The 18,881-nt window shown below is 32.4% G+C and carries 16 protein-coding genes and 1 other RNA gene; 8 read left to right on the top strand and 9 right to left on the bottom strand.

The features are described from left to right. Positions 1 to 160 precede the first annotated feature (160 nt). The 6 genes from JBL43_RS01065 (at position 161) to JBL43_RS01040 (ending at position 5,024) form a co-directional block, all read left to right on the top strand. On the top strand, positions 161 to 709 hold the full coding sequence (locus tag JBL43_RS01065; RefSeq protein ID WP_198839640.1) for a nucleotide exchange factor GrpE: 549 nt from the start codon (positions 161 to 163) through the stop codon (positions 707 to 709). 27 nt (positions 710 to 736) lie between these two features. Beyond that, entirely contained in the window at positions 737 to 1,873 is a 1,137-nt protein-coding gene (dnaJ, locus tag JBL43_RS01060; protein WP_198840069.1) for a molecular chaperone DnaJ, read from the top strand. Between the two features lie 397 nt (positions 1,874 to 2,270). Next, an RNA gene (gene rnpB, locus JBL43_RS01055) (RNase P RNA component class A) lies at positions 2,271 to 2,588 on the top strand. A 58-nt stretch (positions 2,589 to 2,646) separates the two neighbouring features. Further along, the gene (locus tag JBL43_RS01050; RefSeq protein WP_198839639.1) at positions 2,647 to 3,321 is read left to right on the top strand and encodes a Crp/Fnr family transcriptional regulator; all 675 of its coding nucleotides are present in this window, start codon (positions 2,647 to 2,649) and stop codon (positions 3,319 to 3,321) included. Positions 3,322 to 3,449: 128 nt separating this feature from the next. Beyond that, positions 3,450 to 4,346, top strand: coding sequence for an anti-sigma factor (locus JBL43_RS01045; protein ID WP_198839638.1), 897 nt, complete (start codon positions 3,450 to 3,452; stop codon positions 4,344 to 4,346). Between the two features lie 99 nt (positions 4,347 to 4,445). Then, positions 4,446 to 5,024, top strand: coding sequence for a TlpA family protein disulfide reductase (locus JBL43_RS01040; protein WP_198839637.1), 579 nt, complete (start codon positions 4,446 to 4,448; stop codon positions 5,022 to 5,024). A 73-nt stretch (positions 5,025 to 5,097) separates the two neighbouring features. Here JBL43_RS01040 and JBL43_RS01035 read toward each other — a convergent pair whose 3' ends face one another. Next, positions 5,098 to 5,445 (bottom strand): hypothetical protein, encoded by a 348-nt coding sequence (locus JBL43_RS01035; protein ID WP_198839636.1) that lies wholly within the window; start codon positions 5,443 to 5,445, stop codon positions 5,098 to 5,100. Positions 5,446 to 5,804: 359 nt separating this feature from the next. Between JBL43_RS01035 and JBL43_RS01030 the strand changes: the two genes are divergently transcribed. Then, positions 5,805 to 7,148, top strand: coding sequence for a cation:proton antiporter domain-containing protein (locus tag JBL43_RS01030; RefSeq protein ID WP_198839635.1), 1,344 nt, complete (start codon positions 5,805 to 5,807; stop codon positions 7,146 to 7,148). Here JBL43_RS01030 and JBL43_RS01025 read toward each other — a convergent pair. The 8 genes from JBL43_RS01025 to rpmH all read right to left on the bottom strand — a co-directional run bounded on the left by JBL43_RS01025 (position 7,145) and on the right by rpmH (position 17,796). Further along, positions 7,145 to 8,332: an aspartate aminotransferase family protein gene (locus tag JBL43_RS01025; protein ID WP_198839634.1), complete on the bottom strand. Its 1,188-nt coding sequence runs from the start codon at positions 8,330 to 8,332 to the stop codon at positions 7,145 to 7,147. The genes JBL43_RS01030 and JBL43_RS01025 overlap by 4 nt on opposite strands. Before the next feature lie 13 nt (positions 8,333 to 8,345). Next, entirely contained in the window at positions 8,346 to 9,923 is a 1,578-nt protein-coding gene (locus JBL43_RS01020; RefSeq protein WP_233098648.1) for an OstA-like protein, read from the bottom strand. Positions 9,924 to 10,017: 94 nt separating this feature from the next. Continuing rightward, positions 10,018 to 10,479, bottom strand: a complete 462-nt coding sequence (locus tag JBL43_RS01015; RefSeq protein ID WP_198839633.1) for a hypothetical protein — start codon at positions 10,477 to 10,479, stop codon at positions 10,018 to 10,020. A 4-nt stretch (positions 10,480 to 10,483) separates the two neighbouring features. After that, entirely contained in the window at positions 10,484 to 12,157 is a 1,674-nt protein-coding gene (locus tag JBL43_RS01010) for an AAA family ATPase (protein ID WP_198839632.1), read from the bottom strand. Positions 12,158 to 12,177: 20 nt separating this feature from the next. Then, on the bottom strand, positions 12,178 to 13,692 hold the full coding sequence (locus JBL43_RS01005; protein ID WP_198839631.1) for a T9SS type A sorting domain-containing protein: 1,515 nt from the start codon (positions 13,690 to 13,692) through the stop codon (positions 12,178 to 12,180). A 97-nt stretch (positions 13,693 to 13,789) separates the two neighbouring features. Beyond that, entirely contained in the window at positions 13,790 to 14,578 is a 789-nt protein-coding gene (locus tag JBL43_RS01000; protein ID WP_198839630.1) for a DUF695 domain-containing protein, read from the bottom strand. Positions 14,579 to 14,637: 59 nt separating this feature from the next. Next, the gene (carB, locus tag JBL43_RS00995; protein ID WP_198839629.1) at positions 14,638 to 17,487 is read right to left on the bottom strand and encodes a carbamoyl-phosphate synthase large subunit; all 2,850 of its coding nucleotides are present in this window, start codon (positions 17,485 to 17,487) and stop codon (positions 14,638 to 14,640) included. Positions 17,488 to 17,634: 147 nt separating this feature from the next. Continuing rightward, complete coding sequence (gene rpmH / locus JBL43_RS00990; RefSeq protein ID WP_117882914.1) at positions 17,635 to 17,796, bottom strand: 50S ribosomal protein L34; 162 nt, start codon at positions 17,794 to 17,796, stop codon at positions 17,635 to 17,637. Between the two features lie 183 nt (positions 17,797 to 17,979). Here rpmH and JBL43_RS00985 point away from each other — a divergent pair, with 183 nt between their 5' ends. After that, a complete protein-coding gene (locus JBL43_RS00985; protein WP_198839628.1) occupies positions 17,980 to 18,867 on the top strand; it encodes an SDR family oxidoreductase in 888 nt (295 codons plus the stop codon). The last annotated feature ends 14 nt before the right edge of the window (positions 18,868 to 18,881 follow it).

Genomic DNA, 18,881 nt, shown 5'->3' with positions numbered 1-18,881 from the left:
TTTATCCTTTCCATTGAATTATAGTATGTTTTCTACTATGGTTTTAGCAAATATGTGGATAATATTTCTCTATTAAAATTTTTCTTCTGACATTATGGCATTTTAGAGGAATTGGCAGTACTTTTGCAAACTAAATTTTTAATGTTAAATATTCATAGAGATGAGTACAGAAGAAAATACAAATCAAGAAGAGATTCAAGATACAGAAAATGTTCAAGATGGTCAGGCAGAAGTTAATGGAGAAGAAGTGAATGATACTGCAGAACCGACTACTGAAGATTTAATTCAAAAGGAAAAAGATAAGTATTTACGCTTATTTGCTGAGTTTGAAAATTATAAGAAAAGAACTTCAAGGGAAAGAGTAGAGTTATTTAAAACTGCAAATCAAGACTTAATGACTGTTTTATTGCCAGTTTTAGATGATTTTGAACGTGCATTAACGCATGCAGAAGACGATAAGGAGGCTGAAGAGTTACGAAAAGGAGTATTATTAATTTATCAAAAACTTTTAAAAACTTTAGAGCAAAAGGGATTAACAAAGGTAGAGGTGAAGCAAGGTGATAAATTTGATGCGGAAATACATGAAGCTATTACTCAAATTCCTGCTCCATCAAAAAAATTAAAAGGAAAGGTTATTGACGTAACTGAAAAAGGATATAAGTTGGGTGATAAAATTATTCGCTATCCAAAAGTAGTTATCGGTCAATAAATTATTTTCAGTGTAATTAAATTTTAAATTTTGAAGGAAGATTATTATATAATATTAGGAATTGAAAAAAGTGCATCTCCTGCAGAGATAAAGAAAGCGTATCGAAAGAAGGCTATAAAATATCATCCGGATAAAAATCCTGATGATAAAACAGCGGAAGAAAAATTTAAAAAAGCAGCAGAAGCTTATGAAATATTAGGTAATACTGATAAAAAAGCACGTTACGATCAATTTGGACATTCTGCATTTGAAGGTGGTCAAGGTGGAGGCTTTGGCGGTGGTGGTATGAACATGGATGATATCTTTAGTCAATTTGGAGATATTTTTGGAGGTGCTTTCGGCGGCGGCGGCGGATTTTCTGGTTTTGGCGGAGGTGGTCAAAGTAGAGGAGGCGTTAGAGTTAAAGGGAGTAATCTTAGAATTCGTGTCAAATTAACATTAGAAGAAATTGTTAATGGTGTCGAAAAAAAGGTAAAAGTAAAGCGTTTGGTTAAAGCCGAGGGAGTTACTTATAAGACCTGTAGTACATGTAATGGTCAAGGTCAAGTTACTAGAGTTACCAATACTATACTAGGTAGAATGCAGACAGCAACTACTTGTCCAACATGTCAAGGTGCTGGTCAAATGATAGATCACAGACCAAGTGGCTCAAATGCTCAAGGTTTAATAGAAAAAGAAGAAAGTGTTTCTATTAAAATTCCACCTGGAGTTGTAGATGGCGTTCAATTGAAAGTATCAGGTAAAGGTAATGAGGCTCCAGGAAACAGTATATCTGGAGATTTATTGGTTGTTATTCAAGAAATTCCACATGATAAGTTAAAACGTGAGGGTAATAACTTACACTATGATATGTATGTGAGTATTCCTGATGCTGTACTTGGTGAAAGTATGGAAATTGATACCTTAACAGGTAAGGTCAGAATTAAAATTGAAGCAGGTACACAGTCCGGTAAGATATTAAGATTGAGAGGTAAAGGTTTACCGAGTCTAGAAGGTTATGGTAAAGGTGACTTACTAATTCATGTAAATGTTTGGACACCAAAGGATTTGTCAAAAGATCAAAAAGCTTTTTTCGAATCAATGAAAGATGATGAGCATTTTGCACCGATACCAACACATTCAGATAAATCATTTTTTGAAAAGGTCAAAGATATGTTTTCATAAAACAAGTGTGAATTAATCATTTATTGATAATTATTTACTGTTTTTATTAATAAAATTTATATATTTGTCCTGTTGAATTGTAAAATTCAACACTTTTTCTTTTTCATAGCAATTTTCCCACTCTAATTTAGAGTGGGTTTTTTTTTGTAACAAATTTTTAACATTTCTCAACACATTGTTTTTCAGTATGTTAAGTTGGTTTTTGTTTATTTCATCATTAATTACTTATACGTTGCAATAAAACGATAGAGACGGCGTTTATATATTTGTATTGCTGAGCAATAGTTCAGTAATATTTCTTTTTCATAGCAATTTTCTCACTCCTTTTAAATAAGGAGTGGGATTTTTTTTATCCATAAATTATAGATTCACATTTTTATTAGTTCTATTTTTGCAGAAAGTAGGCTACCTTATCGATTTCACCAATAGTGGAATAGGAAAGTCCGGACATCACAGCGAATCATAGCGGATAACATCCGTCTGGCGTAAGCCAAGGACAAGTGCAACAGAAAGCAAGTACAGTTAGGCTGTAGTGAAACCAGGTAAACTCTATGAGATGCAATGTTACGTATATTGGAGTCCCGAAAGGGTAAGGGTACGCGTCCAATTCCAAGGGGTAAACAGCTAAAGTTATGCAGTAATGTATAACGTAGATAAATGATAAGGATTTCAGTTCAACTGAATTACAGAATCCGGCTTATAGCCTACTTTTTTTTCTTTTGTAAGAAATAGCAGTACACCCCGACTTAATCATCAACCAAAACAATATAGCTATGAACACTAATATGTGGTTTTTTGATGATGTAAATCTTTTTAAAATTTTATGCCCTCATAAATATTCGGAGTATTCTTCAAACCATAAATTTAGTTTTTATAAAAAAAGGGATTATATCTATTTTGAGCAAGATGCTGCCAATAAAATTTATTTGATTAATAAAGGTAAAGTTAAAATAGGTCAATATAATGATGACGGTGAAGAAGTTGTTAGAGCAATATTGACGAAGGGGGAAATGTTTGGAGAAAAAGCCATTTTAGGAATTGATAAAAGAAATGAATTTGCACAATCTATAGATAATACAACCTCTATTTGCCCGATATCAAAAGAAACACTTTATGAATTGATGAGGGATAATGTTTCCGTAAGCTTTAAAATTTATAAATTCATTGGATTACGTATTAAAAGGTTGGAACGAAGAATTCAATTGTTACTATTTAAAGATACAAAAACCAGACTGTTAGAGTTTTTAGATGAGTTGTGTGAAGATTATGGATATGATTGTGAAAAGACTGGTGATAAGATTATTAAACACCCTTACACCCAAAAAGATATTGCTTCATTAATTGGTACATCTAGACCTACACTTAATATTATACTTAACGAATTAAAACATGAAAAAATCTTAGATTTTTATAAAAAAGAAATTCGTATCCTGAAAAAAGTTGCATAGTGTTAGCTAGCTAACATTTTATAAAACATACCTCTTTTATATTTGTCATATAAATTTTACTCAAATTATTAGTCTCTCATTTGATGCTAATAAAAACACGATTACTAACACATAAAAAAAACTTTATTATGACAAGAAACAATTTATTTTTAGCTATTACAGCTTTTGGACTGCTATTTACATCATGTGATGAAGATAACAACTTTTCGCCTTCAACAAAAAATTTAACCATCAATGTTACCGGTCTGGAAGAATTGGGTTCAGATTATGTTTATGAAGGATGGATTATAGTTGATGGAGCTCCAGTAAGTACAGGAACATTTTCAGACATTTCATTAGGTCAAAATTTTGCTGTAGATGCTGTTGAATTAGATGCAGCTACTAGATTTGTATTAAGCATAGAACCTGCAGGAGAAACAGGTACTGCGGCAGCAACACCTTCTGATACTAAATTAATTGTAGGAGATTTTTCAGGAAGTAGTGCTACAGTTTCAGTGGGTACAGTTGGTGATTTTACTACAGATACACCAGCTGGGAAATTCTTTTTAAGATCTCCAACCGATGAATCTGCAGATAATAATGGTAACGATGAAAGTGGAATTTGGTTTGGTACACCTGGTGCTCCACCAACAGCAGCTTTTACATTACCTACATTGGAAGCCGGTTGGAAATACGAAGGTTGGGTTGTCGTAGATGGTCAAGGTCCTTTATCTACAGGTACCTTTACGGCGTTTGATGTAGCAGATGACAATGCTGGAAGTGCAACTTCTTTCAGTGGAATTGAAAATGCAGGCCCTCCAATTCCGGGTGAAGATTTTTTTAGTAATACACCAACAGGATTTACATTTCCATTAGATATTAGAGGAAGAACGGTAGTGCTTTCTGTAGAACCATCACCAGATAACTCACCGGCACCCTTTTTATTAAAACCTTTATTGGGTACTGCAGGTAATGAAACGGCACCGGCAACATATGACTTAACTTTTAATGGTGCTTCTTTCCCATCAGGGACAGTAAATAGATAAAACGATTTTAGTGTTTTGAGTTATTTAAGGTGTAACATTTGTTGCACCTTTTTTTTATTTATTTTTGTAAGATTGTAATAATTATACTACTAATACAATATGAAACTAAACAAAAAAACAATTTCAAATATTCTATTTTTCGGATTTATTATTTTCCTTTTTACACCATTTGGTTTGGGTACAAGAGCAAAGCTAACCCAAGGTATTACCTATGTAAAGACCTTAATTTTTTCACCTTCTGTGGAGCAAATTGATAAGCGATTGACAGTAGATACTTATGATTTAAAATTCAAAGGAATTGTTTCGGCGAACGATATGAACTTGGAATCATTAAAAGGCAAAGTAGTTTTTATAAATTACTGGGCAACGTGGTGTCCACCTTGTATTGCAGAAATGCCCATGATACATAAGCTGTATTTAGATTATAATGAAAAATTGGTGTTTTTATTTGTAACTACAGATACTAAAGAGAAAGTAGAGAAATTTTATGGTAAGAATGATTATAACTTTCCTACATACAATCAACTGTCACAGGCACCAAAGCAATTAGAAGTTTCAACCATTCCTACAACTTTTATTTTAGATAAAAATGGAAAGGTGGCGTTGTCAGAATATGGAGCTGTCAATTGGAACAGTAATTCAATTAGAGAATTATTAGATAAATTAATTGAAGAATAATTAATGTGTTTTGAAAAAAAAAGAGAGACTGTCTTTAACTTAAAGGCAGTCTCTCTTTTTTATGTATTATTTGTTATTTTACCATTTTAAAAGGCATTTCATAAACTTTACCAACTTTTAAGTTATTCACTTTTACTTTTTTATAGTTCAAGTGTTTTTTAATATAAGTATCAATTATATAATTATTTTTTTTATCATTTTTTGATCTCACAGAAATGATGACAAGTTCTGATTTTTCGTTTAGCATAAAAGATACATTAGCTACTAATTGATCAGAATCAATGTTTACTTCCGTTTTGTTTAATAGGCTTATGATTTGATTTCTAATTTCAGATTTGGTGTCTGGTTCAGCATTTGAGGCATACGATAAAGATCCAATAAGTAGTGCTAATGATAATGAAACTAATTTTAATTTTTTCATGATAAATATGTTTTGGATTAATTTTTATGTTATGCCTAATAGACTTTTTGAAGTACAAATTGTTACTGTTAATTTTCATTTTAACTAAATTTTAGTACATTTTAACAGTTTTAACATTTGGTTTAAAAATTTTTGTAAATAGTTGAAATCATCAGTATCTAAGCTGTTTTTTTTAAAAATATTCATAAAAATTAGCATTTAAGAAACGCTATTAATGCGTTAGAAGAATTAATCATTTATTTTTTTTTATTAGGATTCAAACAAATTGTAACTTATATCCGTTATTATTAATGAAAAATATTACTATACATTTTTAAATGGTATTTTTAACGAATTAAATCAAACGAAACTAATCCTACATGGAAATATTATCTTCTTATAATTTAATCATTGGAGCTTCTGTAATTATAATTTTATCTTTTTGGTTTACTGGACTCTCAAAAAAAACAAATATTCCTTCCGTTTTAATGCTCATAGTATTGGGTGTTATATTAAAATTTGCAATGGATTATTTTGTTGGAGAAGAAATAGATTTTAGACCTTCCTTAGAAATTTTAGGTACCATTGGGTTAATTATGATTGTTCTTGAAGCTGCTTTAGAATTAGAATTGAAACGAGAGAAACTAATACCTATTTTAAAATCAATGGCAATAGCTTTGATTGGTTTAGTGGCATCAGCATGGGTAGCTGCACTTATACTGCATTATGCTGTTGATGGAATGTCAATGACCTCTGCTTGGTTATACGCAATTCCATTGTCCATATTATCTAGTGCTATTATTATACCAAGTGTAAGTGGGTTAGGAGATAAGAAGAAAGAATTTCATATATATGAAAGTACCTTCTCAGATATAATGGGAATTATGATGTTTTATTTTATGATAGGAGGTCTTGATCCGGAACATGCTGTTGGGGCAGGAGAGTTTGCATTAACAACGGTTTTAACCATTATTATTGCTCTCGTGGCCAGTTATGGTATCATCTTGATTTTTCAAAAAATTAAGAGTCAAGCAAAGCTATTTTTATTAATAGCGGTATTGCTTTTACTCTATGCCATTGGTAAGAAGTTCCATTTGTCTTCATTAATAATTATATTGATTTTTGGATTGGTTATTGCAAACGTTAAGTTATTTTTTCCTGGTAAAACAGCCATCTTTTTAGAAAAGGATAAGATTGACCAAATTTATCATGAATTACATATTATTACCTTAGAAACGGCATTTGTAATCCGCACATTTTTCTTTGTAATTTTTGGGCTTACTATCGTTTTATCTTCTTTAGTAAGTATAAGTGTAGTTGGTATTAGCCTTTTAATTATTGCGTCTATTTATGCAATTCGTTACGTTGTTTTAAGAATATTTATAGGTAAAGATATTTTTCCGCAGTTGTTTATAGCACCACGTGGATTGATAACTATATTATTATTTTATAGCATACCCAAAGAAGGTCAGATAGAAAATTTTGAATCGGGTATTTTGCTCTTTGTAATTATTGCAACAAGCCTATTAATGACATGGGCAATGATAAAAGATAAGAAGAAAATTGGAACTATTTTGGATGACATTGATGATGAAGTACAACAAAGAAATGAAGCAGAAGATGTATTAAATGAACAAGAAGCCTTAGAAGAACGTAATGAAGAAGTAAAGCAAAATGAAATTTCAGAAGAGAAGGACAATGGATTTCCTTCTACCGAGCATTAGTCATTTGTAACTTCATTAATTACATTAAGTAATATTTCACATCCTTTTTCTATTTCCTCATTTGAAATATTTAAAGGAGGTGTTATTCTAACAGCACGCCCTTCAAAAAGTAACCAAAATAGTAATAAACCTTTCTCTAACGATTTTAAAATTATTTGTGAGGCAATTTCTGGAGTGTCAACAATTAAAGCTAAAAGCAATCCCTTACCTCTAATTTCTTTTACCGCTGTATGTTGTAATCTTTTTCTAAATAACTTTTCTTTTACTAAGGTCTCGGCCATTAAGTTGGATGAACTTATTTCCTTTACTGTCGCTAAGGCTGAAGCGGCAATAACTGGATGCCCTCCAAAAGTAGTAATATGGCCTAATTTGGGATTTTCTTTTAGAATTGACATCATATTATTAGGAGCAATAAAGGCTCCAATAGGCATGCCTCCACCTAAACCTTTGCCTGTTATAATAATATCAGGAGTGGTGTTGTAATTTTCGAAACCAAAAAACGAACCCGTTCTGCCAATACCTGTTTGTATTTCATCAAGTATTAATAGTGCACCAACTTCTTCACAACGTTTTTTGACTTTTAATAAATAATCATTTTTTGGAACAATGAAACCGGCTCCACCTTGAATGGTTTCTAAAAGTACGGCGGCTGTTTTAGAAGTGATTTTTTTCAGTTCCTCTTCATTATTAAAAGTGATGAATTTAATACCAGGAACTAGTGGTCTAAAAGCTCTATTTTGATTCTCATTTCCGCAAACACTCATAGCACCTTGTGTATTACCATGGTACGCATTTTTGGCGGCTATTATTTCTGTTCTACCTGTAAATTTTTTTGCTAATTTTATAGCTCCTTCTGTTGCCTCAGTACCAGAATTGGTTAAATAGATTGACCATTCTTCTGATTGAGGAAGTAAATCTGCTAATTGTTTACAGAGCTCAACTGCTGGTTTTTGAACAAACTCTCCATAAACCATAACATGTGTATAGGCATTAACCTGATCAATGATAGCTTTTTTTACTTTAGGATGGTTGTGTCCTAAACTATTGGCTGAAACACCCGCAATAAAATCGAGATACTCTTTTCCCTTTGTATCATAAACAAAAGATCCTTCGGCGTGTGATATTTCCAAAGCTAAAGGATGTGGAGACGTTTGTGCTTGATATTTTGTAAAGTCTGATTGCATACGATTACTCTTATTACTCAATACCTTTTTTGATAGATTCTAGCGAACTTACCGTAGGTTGTTGTTCTTTATTGACTTCAATAGCATCATCATCATCCTTTATAAAAATATCTTCCATTTTTTGTGGTCTTTCAGTATCACGCCAAACAAAACCACGAAAAATACGATCACTTTTTGGTATTTTAGAGGGCGGGTAAATAGTTCCTTCAGGGTTAACGTAATACGTAATGTTTCTGATTTTCTTATCTTTTAATTGAAAATTGATATAGCTGCACGTACTTTTATCTATACCATTAAGATTGTCTTCATCATCTCTAACATAAAATATGCTTTCCGCATTACCCACGACATTAACATCTTCTAAATCATTGTCAATAAACTTTCCTAATATATTCCTACCTTTTATCTGATTATACCCTGCAGAATCTTTTTGAATCACAAAGGCATTACGTAAAATTTTTAAACTATCTAATTGCTCTGTTACGGAATTAGAAAGTAAGTGAATGGTGTCTCCAGTAATTTGACTTTCTTGTGACCACAATACAGGGTTTCTAAACATTTGTGTGAGTCCCGTTTTTTGATTTGAATGAATTGAATCACACTTACCACTTAAATTACTTTTGAAGAATTTTACGCGATTATACGCCCTTATTATTCTATTTTCTGGTTTGCCAGTTACCAGTAAGGTATCTCCATGGACATACATTGAATCTTTCTCAATTTCTGTTATAGCAACGGCTTTGTTTATCACAAAAGCGGAATCTAATTTTTGGTAAAACTCACCATAATCACCTCGAATTACAGCATTGTTTAAGGTATCTAACATCTTTATGTTGTTGGTGGCTGAGGCAAATGCTAGATTCCTATCATAATATAAACTATCAGCAGTAATAGACCTGTTTTGGTAGGTTAATACTGAGTTTTTTGTAAAATGAGAGGTGTTTTTTTGAGTGTCATAAAATCCACTTTCAGTATAAATATGGTTGTCTTCTCCAGTAATGGTTGAAGGTCCATATAGAAAAGCTTGTCCATTACTTGTATAATAATCTAAATGGTCAGATTCAAGTACATAATCAGGATTGGTGAGAACAACATTAGAAAGTGCCTCAAACTTTGAAGTTTTAAGATAGTAATTCCCTATTTTACTTTCCAAAACGTTGACGCTATCTTTGATGATTGCACCACTTTTGTAAAACAATAGCTGCTTTGTACGGTCAAAGTCTAACGTGTCTGTAGTCAAAGTCATTTCGGTATTGTTCAGTACAACTTTACCCCATGATTTTGCTTTTTTAGTCTTACCATTATACTGCACATAATCACTTGTTTGTGTAATGGTGTCTCCTTGGTTTAATACTACATTACCATATGCTCTTATTATATTTTCTAGTTTATAGTGTACTGCTGTTTTACTTCGTAGCGTAAAGCCTTCGTGCTGTATAAAAACATCACCCAGTAAAACCGTACCATTTGGGTACCTTTCATCATCTTCAATAGAAGTGTCAGCATGTAATATCTCAATCCGTTTTTGCTGAGCTTGCATTGCAAAGGATGTGATAAATACTAGTAAAAATAAAACTTTTTTCAAATTCATTGATTTGCTACAAAACTAAACAAAAAGAGAATAAAAAGGTTTAAAATCTTGTTAAAGAGTAATGTGTAAGCTATTGTGTTCGGTTGCAATGTAATTATTCAAAAGTCTGAACATTAATAATAGTACTATTTTTAAATTCAATGCAAATGAAATTACTATTTTCAGAATTAAAAGGCTCAAATGTTAATTCAAACTCAGATTTCTTAGAATTTGTAGGGACAACAGCCCCAACATAAAATTCATTTTTCCAATTTGAGTACTTTTCAGTTTTATCAATTCCTTTTTCTATGATAATCTGCTCTATAATTGGAAGAAATTTATTCTCCCAATTTTCAATTAGTTGACTAATAAAACTTAAATGAGCTGATAAAGGACCAGATGCATGGCCTTCCATAATTATGGTTGTTTTTTCTGGTTGATTATTTAAAGTTATGCTTCCAAGCCAAGTATAGCTTTTAGTTTGGTTGTTTCCTTTAATTCTATCGCTTATTATTTCACCAATAATAGGATGAATAATAATCTTTTTTTTACCAAATAAGAAGTTTAAAATACTCATGACTTTATAAAAATGCGATGCACAATTTTATTTCCTGATAACTTACTTCGCCATTTAAAGCGTCAAAAATTACTTTTGAACTAATTTCATTGCCATTAGATTGCAGCTCGTACACTTTTTTTACTTTATTAAAAAGAGCCTTTTTAGGTTTGTAAAAACTTAAATCTTCTTTCGGATAATCACTTCGAAGTCTAATAACATGACCAGAAATTGTACCGGCTGTCATTCCTCTTTCTTCAGCAATTTCTTCAATAGATTTCTTTTGCTGCAGGTAAGATAAAGTCAGGTCGTAAGTAGATTGTTTTGTTGACTTTTTCTCTTTTATTTTTTTCTTATTCTTGTCAATATCCTTAACATTTGTAGTTCCGCCACAACTTCTAATAAAGGCAGGAGCCATTTTAGTTAATTCATCAATAGTATATTTTTGATCGGCATCATTTGAAAGTTCTTGAAAACGAAGATCTGCCTTATGTGCCAGTTGGTCAACCATTAAGGCCATTTCATTGAAACCTTTTAATTGAAGATTTTCAATTCTTTTTAATCGTGATAAAGCCACATAGCCTTGCCCACGTTCAAAGGTTTTAGATAGATCAATTTCAGCTTCATCTAAAGTCATTCCTTGACATTTATGAACCGTGATTGCCCAAGCCAAACGCAATGGAAATTGACTGAAGCTAGCCAGTACTTTATTATGATCATCCTGAATTGACCAATCTTCTTTCTCAACCGTAATAATTCTTTTATCAGATAGTTTTACTTTTGGATGTCCTTCTGCATTAAATCCAGTTACTTTACCTAAGGTGCCGTTTACAAATCCTTTTTCAGCATTGTTTTTTACGAACATCACTTTAGCACCAATTTTCAATTGTAAATTTTCACTAGCCAATACCGAATTCTTTAAGGTATCAATTAATTTAATATTTCCTTTAGCTGTTGCTTTAAAAGTTTTTGTTCTACCTTCTAACTCAACTAAATGTTCGGTATTTATCTTATCTACATCTGTATTGTGGGTAAATAATTTAGTAGGTACTTCTTTCTTTTCTAGTGTGTGCTCGGTGGCCTCTTTTAAAATTTGTAAGTTCTGTTGTGATACGTTACCTGTGCGAATTTCATTTAAAATATCATTAAGGCTAGAATCACTTTGACGGTATTGTTCCGTTAAATAGCAAACATTAAAATTAGCATTTACCCAAGCCTCAGACATAAATGAAAATTTATCTCTACTTTTTTCATTGTATTTACCAATAGGAGGGAGTTGAAAAAAGTCACCACTGAGCACCACTTGAATGCCTCCAAATGGATCTTGATTATCTTTAAAATACCGTAATACTCGATCTACTAAATTTAATTGGTTCTTATGCAACATTGAAATTTCATCAATGATGAGTATTTCTGCTTTTCCTAAGTTCTTTTTAAGGTATTTCTTGGCTTTCATACTTGCCAAATTTCCTTGAGTAAGATGTTCTTTAACACCGATGCCTGACCACGAATGAATGGTCATACCATTCATATGTGTTGCAGCAATTCCTGTTGAAGCCGTTACGGCAACTGGCACTTTTCGAGCTCGTAAATACTTAATATATTCATTAAGGACATACGTTTTACCTGTACCTGCGGAACCTGTTAAAAACACATTTTTACCAGATTTTAATATCGCTAAGGCTTTTTCTTGTTGCATGTCGCGAAGATAGAAAAAGTCTAGTAGATGATTACTTTTTTATTGAGAATTTGATTTGTATTGGTTTGTAATTCTAAAAAATACAATCCAGGTGACAAACTTCTTACATCCATCATTTCGGGCGAATTATAAGACGTTATACGTTTGCCTACGCCATCGTAAATATTAATATATTTAATATCATTTAAGTTATTTCCATATTTTAAAGAAAGATAATCCGAAGTCGGATTTGGAAAAACAATAACCTCACTAAGATTATTTTCAACAATTGATGCTGTTGCATTAAATTCATAAGCTCCAATATCATAGGTTGAACCTGCTGGTCTGTCGTTTTTATTGATATCATAAGTAACGACTGAATTCACCATAGTAGTACCATTATCTATGGCTTGTGACCCTGCAGCTAATTCATAATTGTTTGTGGTTTTAGCATCAAAAATTGATGATGAATTATTTGCTATTAATGAATTGGTATCAAAACCTAAAGCTTGCCATCCGCTCAAGCTAATAGATGAGCCATCACCATTGCTACTCATTTTATCATTAAGAATATTATAATCACTTTTAAACTGTAAAGTCGATGAAACAGCAATACAACCTCTCCATGCATGTTCGTTAATAATAATATTGTTATAAATTTCTGTATTGATATTTGCACCTGCTTGAACAAGAATACCCCATCTGCCGTCTGAAGGAACTATTATAGTATTATTATAAATTTTAGCACCATTGGTTACAATAGCACCATCTCCCTTAAAAAGAGCAATGCCTTGAGCGTTATGATTATTGTAAATAAGGTTATTGAATACGATAGGGTTTTCAACGCCATCCATGTTGATACCAGCGGCTTTATTGTTATCATGTATAATATTACCATAAATTTGAGGATCACTTATAATTCCATCACCACCCACTGAAAGATCTCCATTCATATGAATTCCAATACTGTTATTGCCAAAACATTCATTATATCTGATAATCGGTCGATCGGAGCTGTTAGAAACATATATTCCATGCTCATCTATTGAGTTTGAACATATATTGTTTTCAATAAGTATATCATCAGTAAACCCTGTAAAAATAGCACGTTCTGCATTATTATCACAACGATTGTTCCGTACAATGCAATAGTCGGAAACTACCACACGGATACCATTTCCATTTCCAGTCATATTATTAACAATGAATCCGTCAATAATAATGTAATTGCAATTTTCTACATTAATGCCATCATCTCGTTTAGGTCCTTTTTTGTTGATAATTACATTGTCGCCATTTGCTTTGAAGGTAATGTATTTATTGGCCTGCCCATTTTTTTCTCTTACATCGAAACCTGTATAAGTGCCATTTAAAACATAAACAACATCGCCTGCTACGACCAAATCTGCAGCATGTTGTATAGTTAAAAACGGTTGACTTTCGGACAATCCAGTGTTGGAATTGTTACCTGAGTTCGAGACAAAATAATCTGTTGCCGATACGGTGTTTACAAAAATAAAAAAGAAGGAAAGTAAGGATAGTATTTGTTTTGTCATAACCTATTAGTTTTTATACTAAAACGCAATCTAATTCGAAAAATTGCGAATACAAAAAGACTTTAATAGGAGAAATTATAAACTTTCAAAAATAGATTTATTTTGCAATTGGACAGCCCCAGCCGTCATAAACACCATTGTTTTCTTTGGTGAGTGTTATAAGTTCCCAAACATTATCATTAATCGTATTCCAATTAACATCGCTTACTTTAGAAATATTTAATTGAAATGAATTAATGTTTCTATCAATTTTTTCTTGTGATAAAATTTTATAACCTAGCTTTTCAATAGTGGTTATAAATGCATTTCTGTCTGCTTCTGTTTGGAAGTATAACCAATGATCTACAGGTCTTTCAATAGCAGGATTATCTCCTTCTTTATCAAGATTTGTAAGTACTCTTTGATTTAGAATAGTTTGATATTCGAATTCTGCAGGGTATAGAAAATCAAAATAATCACTCCAATTGGTATCGACTTTGGTATCTGTGGCGTATCTGTAATTGGGATGATTTTGCATAACTGTAGCAGCCATTTCAGCAATGTCTATAGTTGCTGAAGTGTAAAAGTATACATCAAAAGTACCATTGGTTTTTAATGCACCTGCGGCAATGGCACCTTTTTTTTCTAAAGCTTCTGAAATATCATCTTCTATTTTACAAATTGTAGGAAATTCTTCTCTTGTAGTAAAACCATTGTTATCAGGATCTAAAAGTTGAACAGAAAACCAAACTCTGTGCTCATATTTTTCAATAGGAGCGAGGTCATTAAGTCCTAAATTTAAACGAATACTTGCAGGCTTATCATCAACTCTTGTAAAGTAAGAAGCCCAGTCTTGCTTAATTTCTAACGACTTTTCTGAATTTTTTTTAAATGGATTTTTGAACATGGTTATGATGTCAATGTTAAATGTTTGATTTTCCTAGAAGTCCGTCAATGTTTATTATATTACTTACTCAAATACATCTTCCTTCTAGAATACAACTCATAAAACTGATCATCTTTAAGGCTATCAATAAATAAGATACTCTCACCTGTCGATTTCATCTCAGGACCTAGTTTTTTATCCACATTAGGGAATTTGTTAAACGAGAACACTGGTTGTTTAATGGCAAAACCTTTCAACTGCGGATTAAAGGTGAAATCCTTCACTTTTTTATCACCTAACATTACTTTAGTTGCATAATTCACATATGGTTCACCATATGCTTTAGCGATAAAAGGAACCGTTCTAGAAGCTCTTGGATTGGCTTCAATGATATAAACAATGTCGTCTTTTATGGCAAATTGAATGTTTATAAGCCCTACCGTTTTTAATGCTTTTGCAATTTTTACAGTATGGTCTTTTATTTGTTGCATTACAAATTCACCAATATTAAATGCTGGTAATGTAGCATTTGAATCACCTGAGTGTACACCACAAGGCTCAATATGTTCCATAATACCAATGGTATACACGTCGTCACCATCACAAATAGAATCAGATTCCGCTTCAATAGCACCATCTAAATAATGGTCTAATAGTAATACATTATTTGGAATTTTATGTAATAAATCTACCACATGGTTTTCTAATTCTTCCTTGTTGATAACAATTTTCATCCCTTGACCACCCAATACATAAGAAGGTCTTACCAAAATTGGGAAATCCAATTCGTCGGCTACAGCCAATGCTTCATCAGCCGTTGTGGCAGTACCAAATTGAGGGAAAGGAATTTCTAATTCTTCTAACAATCGTGAAAAACGACCTCTATCTTCCGCTAAATCTAGGGCTTCAAAAGAGGTTCCAATAATTTTTACTCCGTATTTTTCTAATTTTTCAGCAAGTTTTAACGCGGTTTGTCCACCCAATTGAACGATAACACCTTCTGGTTTTTCAAGTTGAATAATATCATAAATATGCTCCCAAAACACAGGTTCAAAATACAATTTATCAGCCGTATCAAAATCCGTTGAAACCGTTTCTGGATTACAGTTAATCATTATGGTTTCATAACCTGCTTCTTTTGCAGCTATAACACCATGTACGCAACAATAATCAAATTCTATACCTTGTCCAATTCGGTTAGGTCCAGAACCTAATACAATCACTTTCTTTTTATCTGTGACAACAGATTCATTTTCAGCAGAAGCTACGCCATTGACAATACTATTATTTTCAAAAGTAGAGTAGTAGTAAGGGGTTTGTGCTTTAAATTCGGCAGCACAGGTATCAACTAATTTATAAACACGATTAATGTTAAGTTCCTTACGTCTATTATAAACTTCACTCTCATAACAATCGATCATGTGAGCTATTTGGCGGTCACCATAGCCTTTTTGTTTGGCTTCTAACAATAAGTCTTTCGGTAAAGATTCTAGGCTATACGTTGATATTTCCTTTTCTAAAAAGTGTAGTTCTTCATATTGACGTAAGAACCACATATCTATTTTAGTAATTTCGTGAATTCTACTCAATGGCATACCCATTTGAATAGCATCATAAATAATAAAAACCCGATCCCAACTTGGATTTTTTAATTTGTCAACAATTTTATCGTAATCTTTTTCTCCCTTACCATCTGCACCAATTCCATTACGCTTAATTTCAAGAGATTGTGTAGCTTTATGTAAAGCTTCTTGGAAAGACCTTCCAATACCCATTACTTCACCAACAGACTTCATTTGGAGTCCTAAAGTTCTATCAGAACCTTCAAATTTATCGAAGTTCCATCGTGGAATTTTTACAATTACATAATCTAAAGTAGGCTCAAATAAGGCTGATGTAGTTTTTGTAATTTGATTTTCTAATTCATCTAAGTGATAACCAATTGCCAATTTAGTAGCAATTTTTGCAATAGGATATCCCGTAGCTTTTGATGCCAATGCAGAAGAACGTGATACACGTGGATTAATTTCAATAGCAATAATATCCTCTTTCTCGTCAGGACTCACCGCAAATTGTACATTACAACCACCGGCAAAATCACCAATGGAACGCATCATATGGATAGCCATATCACGCATTCTTTGATACGTTTTATCAGATAATGTCATGGCAGGAGCAACTGTAATGGAATCACCAGTGTGAATTCCCATTGGATCCATATTTTCTATAGTACAGATAATAACAACATTATCGTTTCTGTCTCTTAATAACTCTAATTCATATTCTTTCCAACCCAAAAGAGCCTTGTCAATGATTACCTCATGAATAGGTGAAGCTTCCAATCCGCGACTCAATAATTCATCGAAATCTTTTTTATCATAAACTATTGATGCTCCAAAACCGCCTAAGGTAAAAGAAGGGCGAATTACAAGTGGAAAACCATACTCTTGAGCTATTTCCTTTCCTTTTAAAAATGAAGTTGCAGTGGTAGACGGAGCTTGGCCAATACCAATCTTAATCATTAATTTTCTAAACTGCTCTCTGTCTTCTGTAATATTAATAGCGTCAATATCAACACCAATTAAGGCTACATTAAAATCATCCCAGATCCCTTTATCTTGAGCTTCAATACATAAATTTAAGGCTGTTTGTCCACCCATGGTTGGTAAAACAGCATCGATGTTTGGATGGTTTTGTAATATTTCTACAATAGATTTTGTAGTCAGTGGTTTTAGATAAACATTATCCGCCAAAGAAGGATCTGTCATTATGGTGGCAGGATTTGAATTTATCAAGGTAACTTCTATACCTTCTTCTTTTAGTGACCGAATAGATTGACTACCTGAATAGTCAAACTCACAGGCTTGACCAATGATAATGGGACCTGAACCTATAATTAAAACGGACTTGATGGCTGGATTCTTTGGCATTTTATAATTTTATTTTATTTTTAAGAATACAAATATTTGAAAATTCTATTTTTATTCCTCGAATAATTTTAAAAACTTATTAAGAAGATATAAAAAAAGGTGTTACTTAAAAAGTAACACCTTGTATATGATTATAATTAAATATCATTATTTTTTCGGACTAGCTTCTGATGAAACTGAAAGTTTCTTTCTACCTTTAGCTCTTCTACGTGCTAAAACTTTTCTTCCGTTAACACTAGCCATTCTTTCTCTAAAGCCGTGCTTATTTTTTCTTTTTCTCTTTGACGGTTGGAACGTTCTTTTACTCATTTTCTATATCTTTAAAAATCTTCTTATCAGTTATGTTAGCTTTTTGTAAGCCCTTGCTAAAATCGGACGCAAATATACAAATCCTTTTGTTTTCTGCAACAGTTTTTTTAATAAAAAAATAAAGAGATTAATTCTAGCCATTTTTGGCAATTTTCAATATTTTTACTAAAAAATAAAAAAAAGATGAATACATATCAAAAACCCATGCTTAAAGAGGGAAGCTTAAAAGGGAATACAATTGTAATTACAGGGGGAGGTAGTGGACTAGGAAAAGCGATGACAACTTATTTTTTAGAATTAGGAGCCAACGTGGTAATTACCTCTAGAAATATTGATAAGCTGAAAGCTGTAAAAGTTGAATTGGAAGAAAAAACGGGAGGAAAGGTTTTACCGGTTCAATGTGATGTAAGAAATTATGAAGAAGTAGAGGCCATGTTAAAGGCTTCTTTGGATGAATATGGAAAAGTTGATGGTCTTTTAAATAATGCGGCTGGTAATTTTATTAGTCCAACCGAAAGACTTTCCTCAAATGCTTTTGATACTATTATCGATATCGTTTTGCGGGGTACAAAAAATTGCACCTTGGCTTTTGGGAAGCATTGGATAGCCGAAAAACAAGATAAAGCCACAGTATTAAATATAGTAACAACGTATGCTTGGACAGGTTCTGCTTATGTTGTACCTTCTGCAACAGCAAAAGCAGGGGTGTTGGCAATGACGCGATCGTTAGCCGTAGAATGGGCAAAATATAACATCAGATTTAATGCTATTGCTCCAGGACCTTTTCCAACGAAAGGAGCTTGGGATAGACTGCTACCTGGAGGTTTAAAAGATAAATTTGACATGAAAAAGAAAGTGCCATTGCGTAGAGTAGGCGAGCATCAAGAATTGGCAAATTTAGCAGCCTATTTAATGTCTGACTTTTCATCTTATGTTAACGGAGAGGTAATTACAATAGATGGTGGTGAATGGTTACAGGGAGCAGGACAGTTTAATATGCTAGAGGAAATTCCACAAGAAATGTGGGATATGTTGGAAGCAATGATACGCTCTAAAAAGAATAAAAGCTAAACGATAGTAATTAT

Origin of the sequence: Aureibaculum flavum (genome assembly GCF_016406085.1) — a bacterium.
Taxonomy (GTDB): Bacteria; Bacteroidota; Bacteroidia; order Flavobacteriales; family Flavobacteriaceae; genus Aureibaculum; species Aureibaculum flavum.
Note: the sequence above shows the minus strand (reverse complement) of the source record. Positions and strands in the feature narration are given on the sequence as shown.